At 67.4% G+C, this 17,128-nt stretch carries 11 protein-coding genes; 4 read left to right on the forward strand and 7 right to left on the reverse strand.

The annotated features are described in order from the left end of the window. Positions 1 to 182: 182 nt before the first annotated feature. The gene (locus BLQ28_RS31000) at positions 183 to 1,517 is read right to left on the reverse strand and encodes an omega-aminotransferase AptA (RefSeq protein ID WP_093247184.1); all 1,335 of its coding nucleotides are present in this window, start codon (positions 1,515 to 1,517) and stop codon (positions 183 to 185) included. A gap of 71 nt (positions 1,518 to 1,588) precedes the next feature. On the opposite strand from BLQ28_RS31000, the gene purU reads away from it, so the two are divergent. After that, a complete protein-coding gene (gene purU / locus BLQ28_RS31005) occupies positions 1,589 to 2,455 on the forward strand; it encodes a formyltetrahydrofolate deformylase (RefSeq protein ID WP_093247185.1) in 867 nt (288 codons plus the stop codon). A 6-nt stretch (positions 2,456 to 2,461) separates the two neighbouring features. On the opposite strand, the gene BLQ28_RS31010 is transcribed toward purU, so the two are convergent. From BLQ28_RS31010 to BLQ28_RS31025, 4 genes are all read right to left on the reverse strand, one after another. Beyond that, complete coding sequence (locus tag BLQ28_RS31010; RefSeq protein WP_093247186.1) at positions 2,462 to 2,836, reverse strand: YXWGXW repeat-containing protein; 375 nt, start codon at positions 2,834 to 2,836, stop codon at positions 2,462 to 2,464. 152 nt (positions 2,837 to 2,988) lie between these two features. After that, a complete protein-coding gene (locus BLQ28_RS31015; RefSeq protein ID WP_256327527.1) occupies positions 2,989 to 4,302 on the reverse strand; it encodes a GDSL-type esterase/lipase family protein in 1,314 nt (437 codons plus the stop codon). Positions 4,303 to 4,406: 104 nt separating this feature from the next. Beyond that, positions 4,407 to 7,706 carry a carboxyl transferase domain-containing protein gene (locus BLQ28_RS31020; protein ID WP_093247300.1) on the reverse strand — a complete coding sequence of 1,100 codons (3,300 nt, stop codon included), beginning with the start codon at positions 7,704 to 7,706 and terminating at the stop codon, positions 4,407 to 4,409. 13 nt (positions 7,707 to 7,719) lie between these two features. Beyond that, positions 7,720 to 9,333, reverse strand: coding sequence for an AMP-binding protein (locus BLQ28_RS31025; protein ID WP_093247188.1), 1,614 nt, complete (start codon positions 9,331 to 9,333; stop codon positions 7,720 to 7,722). 85 nt (positions 9,334 to 9,418) lie between these two features. Between BLQ28_RS31025 and BLQ28_RS31030 the strand changes: the two genes are divergently transcribed. Together BLQ28_RS31030 and BLQ28_RS31035 are read left to right on the forward strand one after the other, a co-directional pair. Beyond that, positions 9,419 to 10,105, forward strand: coding sequence for a TetR/AcrR family transcriptional regulator (locus tag BLQ28_RS31030; protein ID WP_093247189.1), 687 nt, complete (start codon positions 9,419 to 9,421; stop codon positions 10,103 to 10,105). 26 nt (positions 10,106 to 10,131) lie between these two features. Beyond that, complete coding sequence (locus BLQ28_RS31035) at positions 10,132 to 11,391, forward strand: branched-chain amino acid ABC transporter substrate-binding protein (protein ID WP_093247190.1); 1,260 nt, start codon at positions 10,132 to 10,134, stop codon at positions 11,389 to 11,391. A gap of 33 nt (positions 11,392 to 11,424) precedes the next feature. On the opposite strand, the gene BLQ28_RS31040 is transcribed toward BLQ28_RS31035, so the two are convergent. Further along, on the reverse strand, positions 11,425 to 12,993 hold the full coding sequence (locus BLQ28_RS31040; protein WP_093247191.1) for a class I adenylate-forming enzyme family protein: 1,569 nt from the start codon (positions 12,991 to 12,993) through the stop codon (positions 11,425 to 11,427). A gap of 200 nt (positions 12,994 to 13,193) precedes the next feature. Between BLQ28_RS31040 and BLQ28_RS31045 the strand changes: the two genes are divergently transcribed. Then, positions 13,194 to 16,418, forward strand: coding sequence for a bifunctional cytochrome P450/NADPH--P450 reductase (locus BLQ28_RS31045; RefSeq protein WP_093247192.1), 3,225 nt, complete (start codon positions 13,194 to 13,196; stop codon positions 16,416 to 16,418). Between the two features lie 94 nt (positions 16,419 to 16,512). Here BLQ28_RS31045 and BLQ28_RS31050 read toward each other — a convergent pair whose 3' ends face one another. Continuing rightward, positions 16,513 to 17,115 carry a hypothetical protein gene (locus tag BLQ28_RS31050; protein WP_093247193.1) on the reverse strand — a complete coding sequence of 201 codons (603 nt, stop codon included), beginning with the start codon at positions 17,113 to 17,115 and terminating at the stop codon, positions 16,513 to 16,515. Positions 17,116 to 17,128: the final 13 nt, after the last annotated feature.

Below are 17,128 nucleotides of genomic sequence, written 5' to 3' on the forward strand. Positions count from 1 at the left end.
GATGCTAGGCATTGCATGCATGCGCAGGTATCCCGAGAACCGGTAGAAATTTCCGGTGCCTGAAGGGAGGCGATGCGGTGCGCGGACCGGCGATGCGCGGTCCGCGCAGATGAAAGATGCGTGGGTCGCGAGCGTCTTGTGCGCAGCGGCGTTTCAGCCGCCGCGCATGCCGCTCGCCCGGCTCAGGCGTGCTTCTTGATCGAATCCGCCAGCGTGTTGACCAGCGTGTCGATGTGCGACTTCTCCACGATGTACGGCGGTGCGATCACCAGCACGTCGCCCGCGGGCCGCACCAGCGCGCCCTTGTGGAAGCAGTCCAGGAAGATGTCGTAGGCGCGCTTGCCCGGCGTGCCGGCGATGGGTGCCAGCTCGACCGCCGCGGCCAGGCCGAGGCTGCGGATGCTGACCACGTTGGGCAGGCCCTTGAAGGTGCTGTGGAAGGCATCGCCGAGCACCTTGCCCATTTCGCCCGCGCGGGCGAACAGGTTCTCTTGCTTGAAGAGGTCGAGCGTGGCGATGGCCGCCGCGCAGGCCACCGGATGGCCCGAGTAGGTGTAGCCGTGGAAAAACTCGACCACGTGCTCGGGCGCGTCGGTCTTCATCATCGCGTCATAGAGCTTGTCGCGGCAGATCACGCCACCGAGCGGAATCACGCCGTTGGTCACGCACTTGGCGAAGTTCAGCATGTCGGGCACCACGCCGAAATAGTCCGACGCGAAGTTGGTGCCCATGCGGCCGAAGCCGGTGATGACCTCGTCGAAGATCAAGAGGATGCCGTGCTTGTCGCAAATTTCGCGCAGGCGCTTGAGGTAGCCCTTGGGCGGCAGGTACCAGCCGGCCGAACCGGCGACGGGCTCCACGATGATCGCGGCCACGTTGCTCGGATCGTGCAGCGGCAGGATGCGCGTTTCGAGCTCGACCAGCGGGTCTTCGGCCCACACCGGTTCCTCGTTGTGGATGTAGGCGTGGTTCACCGGATCGTGGATGAAGCGCATGTGGTCCACGCGCGGCAGGAAGGCCGAGCCGAACACCTTGCGGTTGCCCGGAATGCCGCCCACCGACATGCCGCCGAAGCCCACGCCGTGGTAGCCCTTCTCGCGGCCGATGAACACGTTGCGATGGCCTTCGCCGCGCGCGCGGTGGTAGGCCAGCGCCACCTTCATCGAGGTGTCGGCGGCCTCGCTGCCCGAATTGCAGAACAGCACCTTGTTGAGGTCGCCGGGCGCGAGCGAGGCGATCATCTCGGCCGCCTTGAAGGCGCGGTCGTTGCTGACCTGGAAGGCGGTGGCGTAGTCGAGCGTGTCGAGCTGCTTCTTGATCGCCTCGTTGATGGGCTTGCGGTTGTGGCCCGCGCCGACGCACCACAGCGACGAGATGCCGTCGATCACCTTCTTGCCGTCATGGGTGGTGAACTCCATGCCGTCGGCCGCCACGAAGACGCGCGGGTCTTTCCTGAAATGGCGGTTGGGGGTGAAGGGCAACCACTGGTTGTCCATGTTGAAGTCCTGGAAGGCCATGTGCGTCTCCTGCGGTTATATCAACGAGGGAAAATCGCGATTCTGGCACCCCTGCCACAATTACGCCCCTGATGACGACCCAAACGCCCACCTCGCCCGCCTACATCCTGAACCTCTCCTGCCCCGACCGTACGGGCATCGTGCACGCCGTCTCGGGCTTCCTGCTCGAGCGGGGCGCCAACATCGAAGAGGCCGCCCAGTACAACGACCACGACACGGGTCTTTTCTTCATGCGGGTGCGCTTTGCCTGCGGCGACCACAGCGAGACCGCGCTGCGCGAGGAACTGAAGGGCTTTGCCGCCGGGTTCGGCATGAACCTGCAGCTGCACGCCGCTGCCCAGCCGATGAAGACGGTGATCCTGGTCAGCAAGGAAGGCCACTGCCTGAACGACCTGCTGTTCCGCTGGAAGAGCGGCCTGCTGTCGATCGACGTGCGCGCCATCATCTCGAACCACCGCGATTTCTACCAGTTGGCGGCGAGCTACAACGTGCCCTTCCACCACCTGCCGATGACCGCCGCGACCAAGCCGCAGGTCGAGGCCAGGCAGCTGGAAATCATCGAGGCCGAAGGCGCCGAACTGGTGGTGCTCGCACGCTACATGCAGATCCTGAGCAACGACCTGTGCCGCAACCTGGCCGGCCGCGCGATCAACATCCACCACTCGTTCCTGCCCAGCTTCAAGGGCGCCAAGCCCTACTACCAGGCGCATGACCGCGGCGTGAAGCTGATCGGCGCCACCGCCCACTACGTGACGGCCGACCTCGACGAAGGCCCGATCATCGAGCAGGACGTGGCCCGCGCCGACCACACCGACACCGTCGAAGACCTCACGGCCCGCGGCCGCGACACCGAGAGCCAGGTCTTGGCCCGCGCGGTGAAGTGGCACAGCGAACACCGCGTGCTGCTGAACGGCCACCGCACCGTCGTCTTCCGTTAATCCTGCTCAGTTCCGATAGGGGTTGTTGGGGCGGCGGTCGTAGCGGTCGGGCACGCCGTCGCCGTCACGGTCCCAACGGCCCGCGCTGTACACCCAGCGGCCGCCATCCTGGCGCCACACCGGCGGACGGTAGGCATAGCCCGGACGCGCACGCACCCAGACGCCGCCGACCCACACGTGGCGCCCACCGCGCCACTCGTAGTGGCCCGGCGCCCACACGAAGCCGCGTCGCGGCGGCGGCACGCGCTCGAAGCGCGGCGGTGGCGGCGCCACCTGGATGTTGATGATGGGCTGCGCCTGCGCGGCCGTGGGAACGGTCAATGCGCCCACGGACAGCAGCGAGGCAGCGCCGACGGAAAGAGCCAATGCGAGTTTTTTCATGAAGTACGCCCCATGAGTTGTTGGAGGAGCCTTCATGCTGACGGGGCCGTGTGAAGCGGCTGTAAGCGGCGCGCGAAATCTTGTGTAGAGCTGTGTCGCGCCTCAACCGTCGGATCGCACCAAGTTGCGCGACCTGCCGCTTCGGCAAGCGCTCACTCACCCAACCTTTGCACATCGATCGCCGCGGCCATCGCGGCGCGGCCGGCCTTGCCCGGATGCAGGTGGTCGCCGCTGTCGTACTTCGGGTCCATGGCTTGCGGGTCCGTGGGGCTGCGCAGGGCGGCGTCGAAATCGACCACGCCATCCACGTCCAGGCGCCCGCGAATCCAGCGGTTGACCTCGTCGCGCATGGCCTCGGTGTCCTTGGCCCAGTACACGCCGTTCTTGAAGGGCGGCACGGTGCCGATCAGCACCTTCACGCCCTTGGCGCGGGCCTGCGCGATGAGCTGCGCGAGCCCGGCGGTGATGCGCTGGGCCGTCGGCATTTCGCCGGGCGGCATGACAAGGCCCGCCTTGCTGATGAGGGCCTTGCGGCCGATGTCGTTGGTGCCGAGCAGCACGATCACGTGCGTCACGCCGCTTTGCCCCAGCGCATCGCGCGCAAAGCGCGACAGGCCGCTGGGCCCCGAGCCATCGAGCAGCAACCGGTTGCCGCCGATGCCCGCGTTGAGCACCGACACCGCCTTGGGTGCCCGCGGGCTGTCGCGCAACCGCGTGGCCAGCAGGTCGGGGTAGGCGCCCTCGCCGGCCTCGCCACCGCCGGCCGTGATCGAGTCGCCGAAGGCGACCACGGTCAGCGCCGGCTCGCGACTCCACACGTCCAGGCCCGTCACGATGTGATTGATCGCCATCGGTGTCGCGGCTTCCAGCTTGGGCTTCAGCACGCTGTTGCCCGCCACCACCCAGCTCGTCCGCAGGTCTTGCACGCTGATGGTCGCGAAGGGCGTGAGCTGATCCAGGAAGGTGCTCACCACCACGTCCTGCCCGGCCTCGACCTTCAGATCGATGCCATCGCTCCAGGCCTCGGCGCCGGGTGGCACGGTGACGTCGCCACGGCCACTGAAGCGCAGCTCGCGCAACGAGGCCGGTGACGCCGAACTCGCACCCGTGCCGAGCCCCACGCTTGCGGCCGCGATGTGCATCGGCGCCTTGCCGAAGGCGTTCGAAAAGCGGATGCGCACGCGCTCGCCGTCCAGCGTGGGCCGCACCAGCTGGCGCAGTGTCTGGCCACGGAAGGCCTGCATGCCAGCCACGCCGAGCGATGCGGCGGCGGCAGCGTTGACCGCCACTTCCTGGAAGTCGTAGGGCGCCACCGCCCAGCTCCCGACCCAGTGGGCCTGGGTCCGGGCCTGGGCTTCAACCGGTGGACGCGGCTTGCCGGCAACCGGCTGCACCTGTGCTTGCGCTTGCGCACCCACCACGAACGCCACGAGAAGAATCCCGAGCACCCCTTGCATCGCGGTCATCCCGCGAACACGAGCCAGCCAGCGTGAAATCTGTTCCATGCGCGCAAAGCGACCCAGTTTAAGGAGCCGCCTTGCCCCCTTGGGTTACGAGGTCTAGCGCAGGGTTACCAGGTGTCGACGTAGGGCGAGACAGGTTGCACTGCGCGCGTGGCGGAATTCAGCCCACGCACCAGCCACGCGCGCGTCTCGGCGGGGTCGATCACCGCATCGATCTCCAGCGTCTGCGCCATGTGGATCGCCTCGCCGTTGGTGTACTGCTGCGCCACGAGCTTCTTGAACAGCGCATCGCGCTCGGCGCCTTCGGGCACCGCCGCCAGCTCCTTGCGAAAGCCCAGCCGCACCGCGCCTTCGAGCCCCATCGCACCGAACTCGCCGGTGGGCCATGCCACCGTGAACACCGGCGCGTCGAAGCCGCCCGCCGTCATCGCCTGCGCGCCCAGGCCGTAGCCCTTGCGCAGCACCACCGCGAAGAAAGGCACGCGCAGGTGCGACGCCACCATGAACATGCGGCACACGTGGCGCACCTGCGCCTGTGCCTCGACCTCGGGGCCGACCATGAAGCCCGGCGTGTCGCACAGCGACACCAGCGGCAGCCCGTGCGCGTTGCACAGCTGCATGAAGCGCGCGGACTTGTCGGCCGCCTCCACGTCGATCGCACCGCCCAGGTGGTGCGGGTTGTTCGCCATCAGGCCGACTGGCTTGCCTTCGATGCGCGCAAGCGCGGTGACGATGCCGGCACCGAAGCCCGCACGCAACTCGAGCAGCGAGCCGGTGTCGGCCACGCCGCGCATCGCGGCGCGCACGTCGTACACGCGCAGGCGGTTCTCGGGCACCACGTGGCGCAGCGTGCGCTGGTCGGCGCATTGCCAGTCGGTGGTCGCGCCCTGGAAGTACGACAGGTACTGCTTCGCGGCCGCAACGGCCGCGGCCTCGTCGTCCACCAGGATGTCGATCACGCCATTGCGCGACTGCACGCTGCTCGGCCCGATCTGCTCCGGTGCGAAAGTGCCGAGCCCGCCGCCTTCGATCATCGCGGGGCCGCTCATGCCGATGTTGCTGCCCTTGGTCGCGATGATCACGTCGGCGCAGCCCAGCAGCGCCGCATTGCCCGCGAAGCAGCGGCCATGCACGATGCCGACCACCGGCACCTTGCCCGACAGCGCCGCGAACTGGCTGAAGGTGTGGTTGTTCAGGCCTGCGACGATGGGCATGTCGGTGTCGCCCGGCCGGCCGCCGCCGCCTTCGGCGAACAGCACTACCGGCAGCTTCAGTTGATGCGCCACCGCCAGCAGGCGGTCGGTCTTGTGGTGGTTGCGCATGCCTTGCGTACCGGCCAGCACGGTGTAGTCGTAGGCCAGCACGGCGCAGCGCGATGCCTCGGGGCCGAACTGTTTTGCGTTAACGCTGCCCAGGCCCGTGACCATGCCGTCAGCCGGCGTGTTGGCGATCAGGTCTTCGAGCGTGCGGCGGCGCGTCTGCGCGGCGATGGCGAGCGCGCCGTACTCGATGAAGTTGCCAGGGTCGCCGGCGGTGTCGCACAGGTCGGCGATGTTCTCGCGCGCGGTGCGGCCGCCCTGCGCATGGCGTTTTTCGACGGCCGCCTTGCGGTTGATGTCGAGCGTGGGCGCGTGGCGGTCGATCACCTTCTGCAGGTCGGGACGAACCGCGTCGAGATCGTGCTCGGCGCGCGCCTCGGCCTCGACGGCCTGCGCATCGACCGCCTCCAGCCGCACCAGCGACTGGCCTTCGACGAGGTAGTCGCCGGGTGCCGCCAGCAGCGCGACCACGCGGCCGGCCACCGGTGCGTGCAGCAGGTGTTCCATCTTCATGGCTTCGAGCACGCCGAGCTGTGCGCCAGCGGGCAACACGTCGCCCACCGCGACTTCGAACTGCACGAGCTTCGCGGGCATCGGGGCCTTGACCGTGAGCTCGTCGGCGTCGTCGTCCACGACGGCCGAAGCGCCTTCCGCAGCAACCACGGGCATGCCCTTCTTCGCATGCTTTTCCAGCGAAGCCGCAGCCGCGAGCAGGTCGCCCAGGTGCGCCTCCACGAAGCGCGTGTGCACCGCTTGCGTGGCGAACTCGGGCCGCGCCGCAATCGCGCGCAACAACGACAGGTTGGTGGCGATGCCGTCGATGTGGAATTCGTCCAGCGCGCGCAACGAGCGCCGCAGCGCATCCGCAAAACGCGGCGAAGGCGATTGCACGATGAGCTTGGCCAGCAGCGTGTCGTAGTGCGGCGAAGGCGCCAGGCCCGCATAGCCGTGCGTATCGACGCGGACGCCCGGCCCCGCAGGCAGGTCGAAGCGCGCGAGCGTTCCGCCCGAAGGCCGCGCGTTGCCCTGCGCGTCGAGCGTCTCGGCGTTGATGCGCCACTGGATCGCAAAGCCGCGTTGCGGTGCCGTGCGATCGGCTTCCACGCCCAACGCGCCCAAAGCCTCGCCCGCTGCCACCGCGATCTGCAGTTGCACCAGGTCCAGCCCCGTGACCGCTTCGGTCACCGTGTGCTCCACCTGCAGGCGCGGATTGGCCTCGATGAAGACAAAGGGCAAGCTCGACGATTCCGCATCGACCAGAAATTCAAACGTGCCCAGGCCGCGATAGCCCACCGTCTTCGCCATGCGCAGCGCAGCCTGCGTCACCTGCGCGCGCAAGGCCTCGGGCAGCGACGGGCTGGGTGCGATTTCCACCAGCTTCTGAAAGCGCCGCTGCAGGGTGCATTCGCGCTCGCCGAGGCTGGCCACGGACTGGCCGTCGCCCAGCACCTGCACTTCGATGTGCCGCGCGTTGCGCATCAGGCGCTCGACATACACGCCGTCGATGCCGAAGGCGGCCTTGGCTTCGGACATGCAGCGTGCGTGCGCTTCGGGCAGCTCTTCGGCCTTCAGCACCGCGCGCATGCCGCGCCCGCCGCCGCCGCCGATGGCCTTCACCATCACGCCCGCGCCCTGCGCATGCTGTTCGGCAAAGAAGGCCTGCGCCTGTGCAAGCGTGACCGCGCCGGTGCTGCCGGGCATCACCGGCACATCGCATTGCGTGGCCAGCGCGCGTGCACGCGCCTTGTCGCCAAACAGGCCCAGTTGCTCGGGCGTCGGGCCGATGAAGACCAGCCCCGCATCGGCGCAGGCCTGCGCGAAATCGGCGCGCTCGCTCAGGAAGCCGTAGCCGGGGTGCACCGCATCGCAACCCTGCGCGCGCGCCACGGCGATCAGCGCGGCGATGTCGAGGTAGGCCGAAGGCCCCGTCGCATCGAGCGCCACGGCCACGTCGGCCAGTTGCACATGCAGCGCCGCTGCATCGTCGCGCGCATGCACCGCCACGCTGGCGATGCCGAGGTCACGCAATGCGCGCACCAGCCGGACCGCGATCTCGCCGCGGTTGGCAATCAGAACTTTGGAGAACAGCAAACGAAACCTCTCAGGTGGGGTCTTTGAGCAAGCGACGCAGCACCTTGCCGGCGCCGGTGGTCGGCAATGCATCGATGAAACTCACGGCGCGCGGCGCCTTGTAGCTGGCCATGTTGTCGCGGGCCCAGGCCACGAGCGCGTCAGCCTCGAGCGCGGCGCCGGGCTTGCGCACGATGAAGGCCTTCACGACCTCGCCTTTTTCCGCATCGGGCTGCGCGATCACCGCCGCCTGCGCCACGGCGGGGTGCTTGATGAGGATGGTCTCGACCTCTTCAGGGAACACGCTGTAGCCCGAGACCTTGATCATTTCCTTGAAGCGGCCGATGAAGGTGAGGTACCCATCGGCGTCGAGCTTGCCCATGTCGCCGGTGTGCACCCAGCCATTGCGCAACGTGGCGGCCGTGGCTTCGGGCTTGTTCCAGTAGCCCTTGAAGGTGCCGGGGCTGGTGAGCACGATCTCGCCGACTTCGCCGGTGGGCATGTCGGCGCCCGTGTCGGCATCGAGGATGCGGATGGTCACGCCCGGCACCGGAATGCCCTGCGTGCCCCAGCGCGGCGCGTGGTGCGGCGTGTAGGTGTCGCAGGTGTGGGTTTCGCTCAGGCCGTAGGCGGCCTCGAAGGACGTGCAGTTGCGCGCGTGCGAACGCCACTGCGCGGCCAGCGGCTCGGTGAAGGTGATGCCGAAGCTGGTCACCGGGTTCATCTTCAGGCTGCCCAGGTCGAAGCTCGCGATGTCGGGCACCTGCATGCACGCGACGTTCATCGGCGCGATGCTGTACCACCAGCTCACCTTGTAGGCCGCGATGGCCTGCAGCACGGCGCGCGGGTCGAAGCGGTGCAGCAGCACCGAGGCGGCGCCGCTGAGCACTGGCACGTTGACGCCCATCAGCATGCCGGCGATGTGATACAGCGGCGCGATGGACAGCAGCACGTCGCCCGGCCCCACGCCGTTGCAGTCGGCGGCGGCGCGCGTCTTGAAGAGCGCGTTGCCATAGCTCAGCATCGCGCCCTTGGGCAGGCCGGTGGTGCCCGAGGTGTAGGTCATGAGCGCCACGTCATCGAGGTCGATGGCCACGGGCTGCGGCTTGGCGTCCGCGCGCATGACGGCCAGGAAGTCTTCGCAGCCTTCAGGCACGCTGCGCGTGGCCTTCTGCTCGGCGGCCAGTTCGGCCGGCAGGTCGAGCGAGGCTGGCGTGGGCAACAGGTCGGCGTAGTGCACCACGAACACATGCGCCAGGGCGCTCTCGGCCTGCACCTTGCGCACCACCGGCAGCAGCGGCGCGGCCGCGACGATCACGCGCGCCTTCAGGTCGTTGACCTGGTACGAGAGCTCGTGCTCCTTGTTGAGCGGACCGCTCGGGCAGACGATGGCGCCGATCTTCTGGATGCCGAAGTGCGCGACCAGGTACTGCGGGCAGTTGTTGAGAAAGAGCACCACCGGCTCGCCCTTCTTCACGCCGATGGCCTGCAGGCGGGCCGCGAAGGCGTCGCTGGCGCGGTCGAGTTCGGCCCAGCTCATCGCATGGCCGTACCAGATGCAGGCGGGGCTGTCGCCACGCTCGCGCGCATGGGTGCGCAGGTACTCGTGCAGGGGCTGCTGGGGGCGGTCGGGCAATGTCTCCATGGCGTCACTTTCTCAGGGTTATCGATAGCCGCCTGCGCATGGCGGGCGCTTGCCAATGCCGCATGGTGCACGAACAATCCTACCCATGGGTATAACTTCCGCGACACGGCACAAACCCTCTGGGGACGACGAAACCACGACGCAGCCGCACTTGCCCCAGGGCACGGGGCGCCAGCGCGCGGCCACGCAGGGCACCGACCTGCAGCGCGAACGCATCCTGCAGGCGGCGGCGCAGCTCTTCGCGGCCCAGGGCTACGCCAACACCACGATGGCGCAGATCGTGCGCGCGCTGGGCGTGACCAAGCCCTTCGTGTACTACTACTTCCGCGACAAGCAGGAGATCTTCGAGACGCTCTCCTGGCGCCCCGCGGTCGATTGCTTCACCGCGCTCGACTTCGCGGCCACCGACCCGCGCCGCGCCAGCGAGAAGGTGATCGACGGCATCGAGCGGCTGATCCGCGCGACCATCACGCACCACCCGGTGGCCTTCTTTCCGTACCGCGAGCCGCAGGTGTACCGCCCCGAATACATCGCGGCGCAAAAGAAGCTCGCACATCACTTCTACGACCTGCTGTGCCCGCTGCTCGAAGAAGCACGGCGCGATGGCGACCTCGACTTTGCCGAGACCAAGATCACCGCACTTGCGGCCTGCAGCCTGCCGGGCTTCCTGTACAGCTGGTATCGCCCCGGCGGGCGTCTCTCGATCGACGAGGTGGTGGCCGAGCTCACGAAGCTGGCCGGCCGCGTGATCGGGCTGCAGGCGAAGAACTGACCGACAACCATCCCCGGAGACACACCATGAAGTTCAACCGTGCGCCCTTGGCGCGGATCGCCCTTGCCTGCCTGCTGGCCACCGCCGGCGCGGCCCACGCGCAGCAGCAACAGACCTACAAGATCGCCTACATCGATCCGCTCTCCGGCCCCTTTGCCAACGTCGGCGAGCTGATGCTGATGCACACGCAGTACGCCGTCGACGACATCAACGCCAAGGGCGGCGTGCTCGGCGGCACCAAGCTGCAGCTGCTGCAGTTCGACAGCAAGCTCTCGGCGCAGGAAAGCCAGAGCGCATTGCAGGCGGCCATCGACCAGGGCGCCAAAGCCATCGTGACGGGCGGCTCGGGCTCGTCGGTGGTCACGGCGCTCGTGCAATCGGTCGCGCGCTGGAACCAACGCAACCCGGGCAAGGAGCTGATCGTGCTGAACCACTCCTCCATCGACCCCGAGATGACCGGCAAGGCCTGCAGCTTCTGGCACTTCCAGACCGAGGCCAACACGGCGATGAAGATGAAGGCGCTGGCCAACTACATCAAGAAGACGCCGGACGTGAAGAAGGTCTACCTGCTCAACCAGGACTACGCGCACGGCAAGCAGTGGGCCAGCTACGGCAAGCAGTTGGTGGGCCTCGCGCGGCCCGACATCCAGTTCGTGGGCGAGGCGCTGCACCCCATCGGCCGCGTGAAAGACTTCGCGCCCTATGTGGCGAACATCCGCCAGAGCGGGGCCGACTCGGTCATCACCGGCAACTGGGGGCAGGATATGACGCTGCTGCTGAAGGCCGCGGGCGACGCGGGCTACAACCTGCGCTACTTCAACCACAGCGCAGGGTCGGTGCCGGGCACGGTCACGGCGGTGTCGCAGGCGAAGACGGGGCAGCTGACCTGGGTGGCCGAATGGCATCCGGGCGAAGCCGACACGCCGAAGGTGGACGCGCTGGCCAAGGCCTACAAGGCCAAGACCGGCAAAGACTTCCTGGCACCGCGCATCGACATGACGCCGCGCCTGCTGGCGGCTGCCATCAACAAGGCGGGTTCGACCGATACGGTGAAGGTGGCGCACGCGCTCGAAGACCTGAGCTTCGACTCGGTGGTCGGGCCGGTGCGCATGCGCGCCGAAGACCACCAGCTGCTGTTGCCGCAGGTGGTCAACACCATCGCGCCGGTGGATGGCAAGACGGTGAAGACGGGCTGGGAAGGCACCAACTACGGCTTTCGCACCGATGCGGTCTACACGGGCAACGAACTGGCACAGGGCACCGACTGCAAGATGGTCCGGCCCTGAGGCCCGACGACCGCACGGGGCGGGCGTGACAAGTCACACGGCCTCGTCGCGCAGCTTCGCCTTGTGGATCTTGCCGGCCGGCGTCAGCGGCAATTGCTCGCGCAGCACGATCTGCCGGGGCATCTTGTAGTCGGCGATGCGCCCGGCGCAATGCGCGAGCAACGCATCCACCGACAGGCTGATGCCTTCCCTGGGCACGACGAAGTAGCGGCCGACCTCGCCCAGCACCGGGTCGGGCACGCCGATGCCGGCCACCATCAGCACGCCCGGGTGGCTCGCGATCAGCGCCTCCACCTCGGCCGGGTAGACGTTGAAGCCACCCTGGATGTACATGTCCTTCATGCGGCCCTTGAGCGTGATGAAGCCCCGGGCGTCCACCATCCCGAGGTCGCCTGTGTGCAGCCATCCGTCGGCGAAGGCACCGCTCGCCGCGGCCGCGCCGATGTAGCCGCGCACCACGCCCAGGCCGCGAAAGCACAGCTCGCCGATCTCGCCATGCGGCAGCACGGTACCGCCGGGGGCAAGCACCTGCACCTCCACGCCCTGCAAGGGCTGGCCGATGGCCTGCATGAGGTCGTCGTCGGCGCAGTCCGCGGGCGACATCACCAGCGCGCCCGATGACTCGGACAGCCCGTAGAGGTTCATGACCGTCGCTGTCGGCATGCGCGCCTTCAGTTGCCCGAGCAAGGTGGCGTCGGCGTTCGAGCCACCGGTGACGATGAGCCGCACGCTGTCCAGGTCGACCGATGCCGACGACGGATGCATCAGCAGCAGCGTCAGCATGGTCGGCACGCCCACCAGCAAGGCGGGTGGATGGCGCCGGATCATGTCGAGCACGGTCTGCGCCTTGAAGGTGCCGACCAGTTCGCAACTGCCCCCGGCCAGCAGCTGCGCCAGCACGCCGCAGGTGATGCCGCCCACATGGTTGAGCGGATTGCCCAGCTGCAGCAGCTCGCCGGGCCGCACGCCCGTGTGCTGCGACTGTCCCCACGCCGAGGCCAGCATGCTGGCATGCGTGAGCGCGCAGCCCTTGGGCCGGCCCGTGGTGCCGGAGGTGTAGATCACCATCGCGAGGTCATCCGCCTGCACCTGGGCGGACGCATCGTCGAGCAGCGGACGCCGCACCGGCGTGGCCGCCATTTCGGCGAAGCGCGCGCCATCGAACGTCACCACCTGGCGCAGCGCCGGCAATTGCGGCGCCGGCAATTGCGGCGCCAGGCGTTCGAACATCGACGCGCAATCGAAGTCGTCCACCTGCTCGACCGTGAACACCGCCTGGCAGGCACTGTCGGCCAGCATGAACGCGAGTTCGCTGTCGCGGTAGCGCGGGCTCAGCGCCACCACGGCCACGCCGATGCGTGCCGCCGCAAAGAACAGCTGCAGCCATTCGATCCGGTTCGGCGACAGCAGCGCGATGCGCCCGCCCCGGCGCAGGCCCATGTCCAGCAGGGCGACGGCGAGGTGTTCGCTGGCCTGCGCGGCCTGGCCGAAGCTGAACCCGCGTTCGCCGTCGATGTAGGCCGTGACCTGGGGATGCCGCCGTGCGGCGCGGTCCAGCGCTTCGAAGAGTTTCAGGTCGTTCTCGGGTCCGGCAAAAGACATGGCGTGGCGGGATGAAAGCAAGGGGTGGGCGGAGCGTAGGCCGTGGCCCCGGCGTTGGCTTGCGTCAACAGGCTGGCGATGCCGAAGGACCGCAGGAGCTAAGGGAATCCCCGCCCTGCCCGCCCCCCGTGCCGTCGGGATACTCCGGTTGTTACACCCCGGACATCCGAAGCGGGTCCATTCCAAAGGCACAACAACCCATGGCAGGCAAAAACTCGCTCCACCCGATCCCGCATCCGGCGAAGAAACCCTTCGTCGGGAACCTGCTGTCGATCGGCTCCGACTCTCCCGTGCTCGACATGTGGAAGATCGCGCAAGACCTCGGTGGCATCTACTGGCTCGACATGCCGGGCATGCCGGTGATCGTGGTGTCGTCGCCCGCGCTGGTCGACGAACTCTGCGAAGAAGCACGCTTCGACAAAAGTACACGCGGTGCATTGCGGCGGCTGCGTGCCGCGTCGCACGGGCTCTTCACTTCAGACACGCACGAGGAGACCTGGTCGAAGCCGCACAACATCCTCTTGGCCAACTTCAGCCAGCGCGCGATGCAGGCCTACCACCCGATGATGCTGGACATCGCGAGCCAGCTGGTCACCAAGTGGGAGCGCCTGAACTTCGACGAAGAGGTGGACGTGGTGCGCGACATGACCGCGCTCACGCTCGACACCATCGGCCTGTGCGGCTTCGGCTACCGCTTCAATTCGTTCTACCGCGAAGGCTTCCATCCTTTTGTCGATGCCATGGTGCGCACGCTGGAGACGGTGCAGAACCGCCGCGGCCTGCCGCTCGAAGAACTGATGCTGAAGAAGGAGCTGGCGCAGCAGCGCAAGGACATCCGCTTCATGCACAAGATGGTGGAAGACATCATCGAGGAGCGCCGTGCGAGCGGCGCCGACATCGCCACCAAGCCCGACCTCCTGAGCTACATGATCGCTGGCGTGGACAAGAAGAGCGGCGAGAAGCTCGACGACAAGATGATCCGCGACGAGTGCATCGAATTCCTCATCGCGGGGCACGAGACCACCAGCGGCCTGCTGTCCTTTGCCACCTACTTCCTGCTGAAGAACCCCGAGGCGCTGGCCAAGGCGCAGGCCGAGGTCGACAGCGTGTTCGGCCCCGACACCACGCAGAAGCCCACCTATGCGCAGGTCAATCGACTGCAGTACGTGATGCAGGTGCTGAAGGAGGCGCTGCGCCTGTACCCGACGGCGCCGGCCATCGCGATGCGCGCGAAGGAAGACACGACCATCGGCGGCCAGTACACGATCAAGAAGAAGAACATGGTCATCATGCATGCGCTGGCGCTGCACCGTGACAAGGGCATCTGGGGCGAGGACGCCGACGAGTTCAACCCCGACCACTTCAGCCGCGAAGCCGAGCGCGAGCGGCCGGTGAATGCCTTCAAGCCCTTCGGCAATGGGCAGCGCGCGTGCATCGGGCGGCAGTTCGCGCTGCAGGAGGCGGTGCTCACGCTGGGCATGATCCTGCAGCGCTTCAACCTCGTGGACCACACGAACTACAAGCTGAAGATCAAGGAAGCGCTGACGATCAAGCCCGAGGGCTTCAAGATCAAGGCGCTGCTGCGCGACCCGGCCACGCGCCCGCGCGGCCACATGGCCGATGCGGTGGCCGCGCCCGCCCAGCCCACGCAGCCGGCCGCGCGCAAACCGCAGGCGGCACGCCACGGCACCTCGCTGCTGGTGCTGCAGGGCTCCAACCTCGGCACGGCCGAAGACCTGGCGCGGCAACTGGCCGAAGCCGGCGAAATGCGCGGCTTCTCGACCCAACTGGCCTCGCTCGACGACTACGCCGAGCGCCTGCCGGCCAATGGCGCGGTGGCGATCGTCTGCGCCTCGTACAACGGCGTGGCGCCCGACAACGCGGCCGAGTTCCACCGCTGGCTCGACAAGGCCGACGATTCGCTCAACGGCGTGCGCTTCAGCGTCTTCGGCTGCGGCAACACCGACTGGGCCGCCACCTACCAGGCCGTGCCGCGCCGCATCGACGAACGGCTCGAAGCATTGGGCGCCGACCGCGTGCATCCACGCGGCGAAGGCGATGCGCGCGAGGACATGGACGGCGCCTTTCAAGACTGGAGCGACGCGCTCTGGCCCGAACTGGTGAAGGCCTTCGGCATCAAGACCGGTGCCGACACGCCCGTGCAGAGCGAGCCGCTCTACACGCTCGAAGAACTGCCGCCGCCACAGAAGAACGCGCTGGTCGATGCGCTCGGCGCGGTGGCGTTGCGCGTGATCGAAAACCGCGAGCTGCAAAGCGGCGGCGGTGGCAACGGCGAGGCCGGGCGCTCCACGCGCCACGTCGAGCTGACGCTGCCCGAAGGCGTGATCTACCGCGCCGGCGACCACCTGAGCGTGGTGCCGCGCAACAGCCCTTCGCAGGTCGAACGCGCGATGGCACGCTTCGGTTTCGACCGCTCGGCCCATGTGCGGCTGCATGCCGGTGCGGGGCGCAAGGCGGCACTGCCGGTGGACCAGGTGATTGCCGTCGACCGCCTGCTGGGCGACTACGTCGAGCTGCAGGACGTGGCCACGCGCAAGCAGATCGCCACGCTCGCGGCCTACACCGAGTGCCCCTTCACCAAGCCGAAGCTGGTGGCGCTGTCGGGCAGCGACGAAGCCTCGCAGGCCGCGTACAAGGCCGAGGTACTGCACAAGCGCAAGTCGCTGCTCGAACTGCTGGAAGAACACCGCGCCTGCCAGGTGCCGTTCGCGGTGTTCCTCGAAATGCTGTCGCCGCTCTCGCCGCGCTACTACTCGATCTCGTCGTCGCCGACGATGACGCCGGGCCGCTGCAGCGTGACCGTGGGCGTGGTGAGCGCGCCGGCGCTGTCGGGCAACGGCACCTTCGAGGGCGTGTGTTCCAACTACCTGGCGCGCGCCGAGGCGGGTGACACGGTGCACGGCGTGATCCGCGAGACCACGGCCGAAGGCTTCCGGCTGCCGGAGGACAAGGGCCGCCCGCTCATCATGGTCGGGCCCGGCACCGGCCTCGCGCCGTTTCGCGGTTTCCTGCAGGAGCGGGCCGCGCAGGTCGAGGCGGGCGAGGCGCTGGGCGATGCCCTGCTCTTCTTCGGCTGCAGGCACCCGGCGCAGGACTTCATCTACGCCGAAGAGCTGAAGGCCTGGGCCCATCGCGGCGTGATGAAGCTGCACACCGCGTTTTCGCGCTCGGGCGAGCGCAAGGTCTACGTGCAGGACCTGATCCGCGAGCAGGCGGCGCACGTCTGGAAGCTGCTGGAAGCGGGCGCCGTGGTCTACGTGTGCGGCGACGGTTCGCGCATGGAGCCCGACGTGCGGCGCACACTGAGCGACCTGGCGCGCGAGCACGGGCACGACAGCACGGCGTGGATGGACAAGATGATTGCGGACCAGCGCTATGTGCTGGATGTGTGGGCTGGGACGTAGCGTTCTCAGTGGGGCAAGGAGTGGGTAGCCGGTGGAGTTGAGTCAACCGCACTCAAGCTACATCGGCTTTGTGCCAGGGGAGCAACGCTGGCCGTCACGCACCAGGACCAGTCCACCGCTGTCGAGCCAAAAGCATGAAATCTTTCAAGCTAAGGTTGCTTGCCGCTAGATCCTCGAGGTACAGGACCTGCCCCGATTGTTCGGCCGCCAGACGGAGAGGCCCGCTCTTGGTCTTCTTCTCATTCGTCAGCACGATCGCCCCAAACGAACGCACCCCAAGCGACGCGTCAGCTTGATTGTGACCAAGACCTGATTTGCGGATTGGTTTCCCATCGAGGTGGGCTCGAACTCCTGACTTTGCGTACCAATCGCGGTCGGCGGTTGGCTGGAAGCCACCTTGATTGAAGCCGAGATTGACCTGGGTCTTCGAAGGCGTGCCGTCCTTTTCAAACGTTCTAAACCCAAAGAAACCAGTGGTGCAAACGGAGTTTTGAGCAATGCTCTCTTGGATGAACTGCTTTAGCGGTCGCTTATCAGAGTCGCCATGCCCGACATCTGGAATTTCCTGCAGTTCAATCTCGACCTCCCGAGTGATGAAGAGGCTGAATTCATCGGAAGGAAACGTCTCACTCATCACCACCTGCGTCTCAAACAAGTAGTTCCAAGCACAGCTATCGATGTACACCGGGGTTTTCATAGTCTTCGAAGTA

It is taken from the genome of Variovorax sp. EL159, assembly GCF_900100965.1.
Lineage (GTDB): Bacteria > Pseudomonadota > Gammaproteobacteria > Burkholderiales > Burkholderiaceae_C > Variovorax.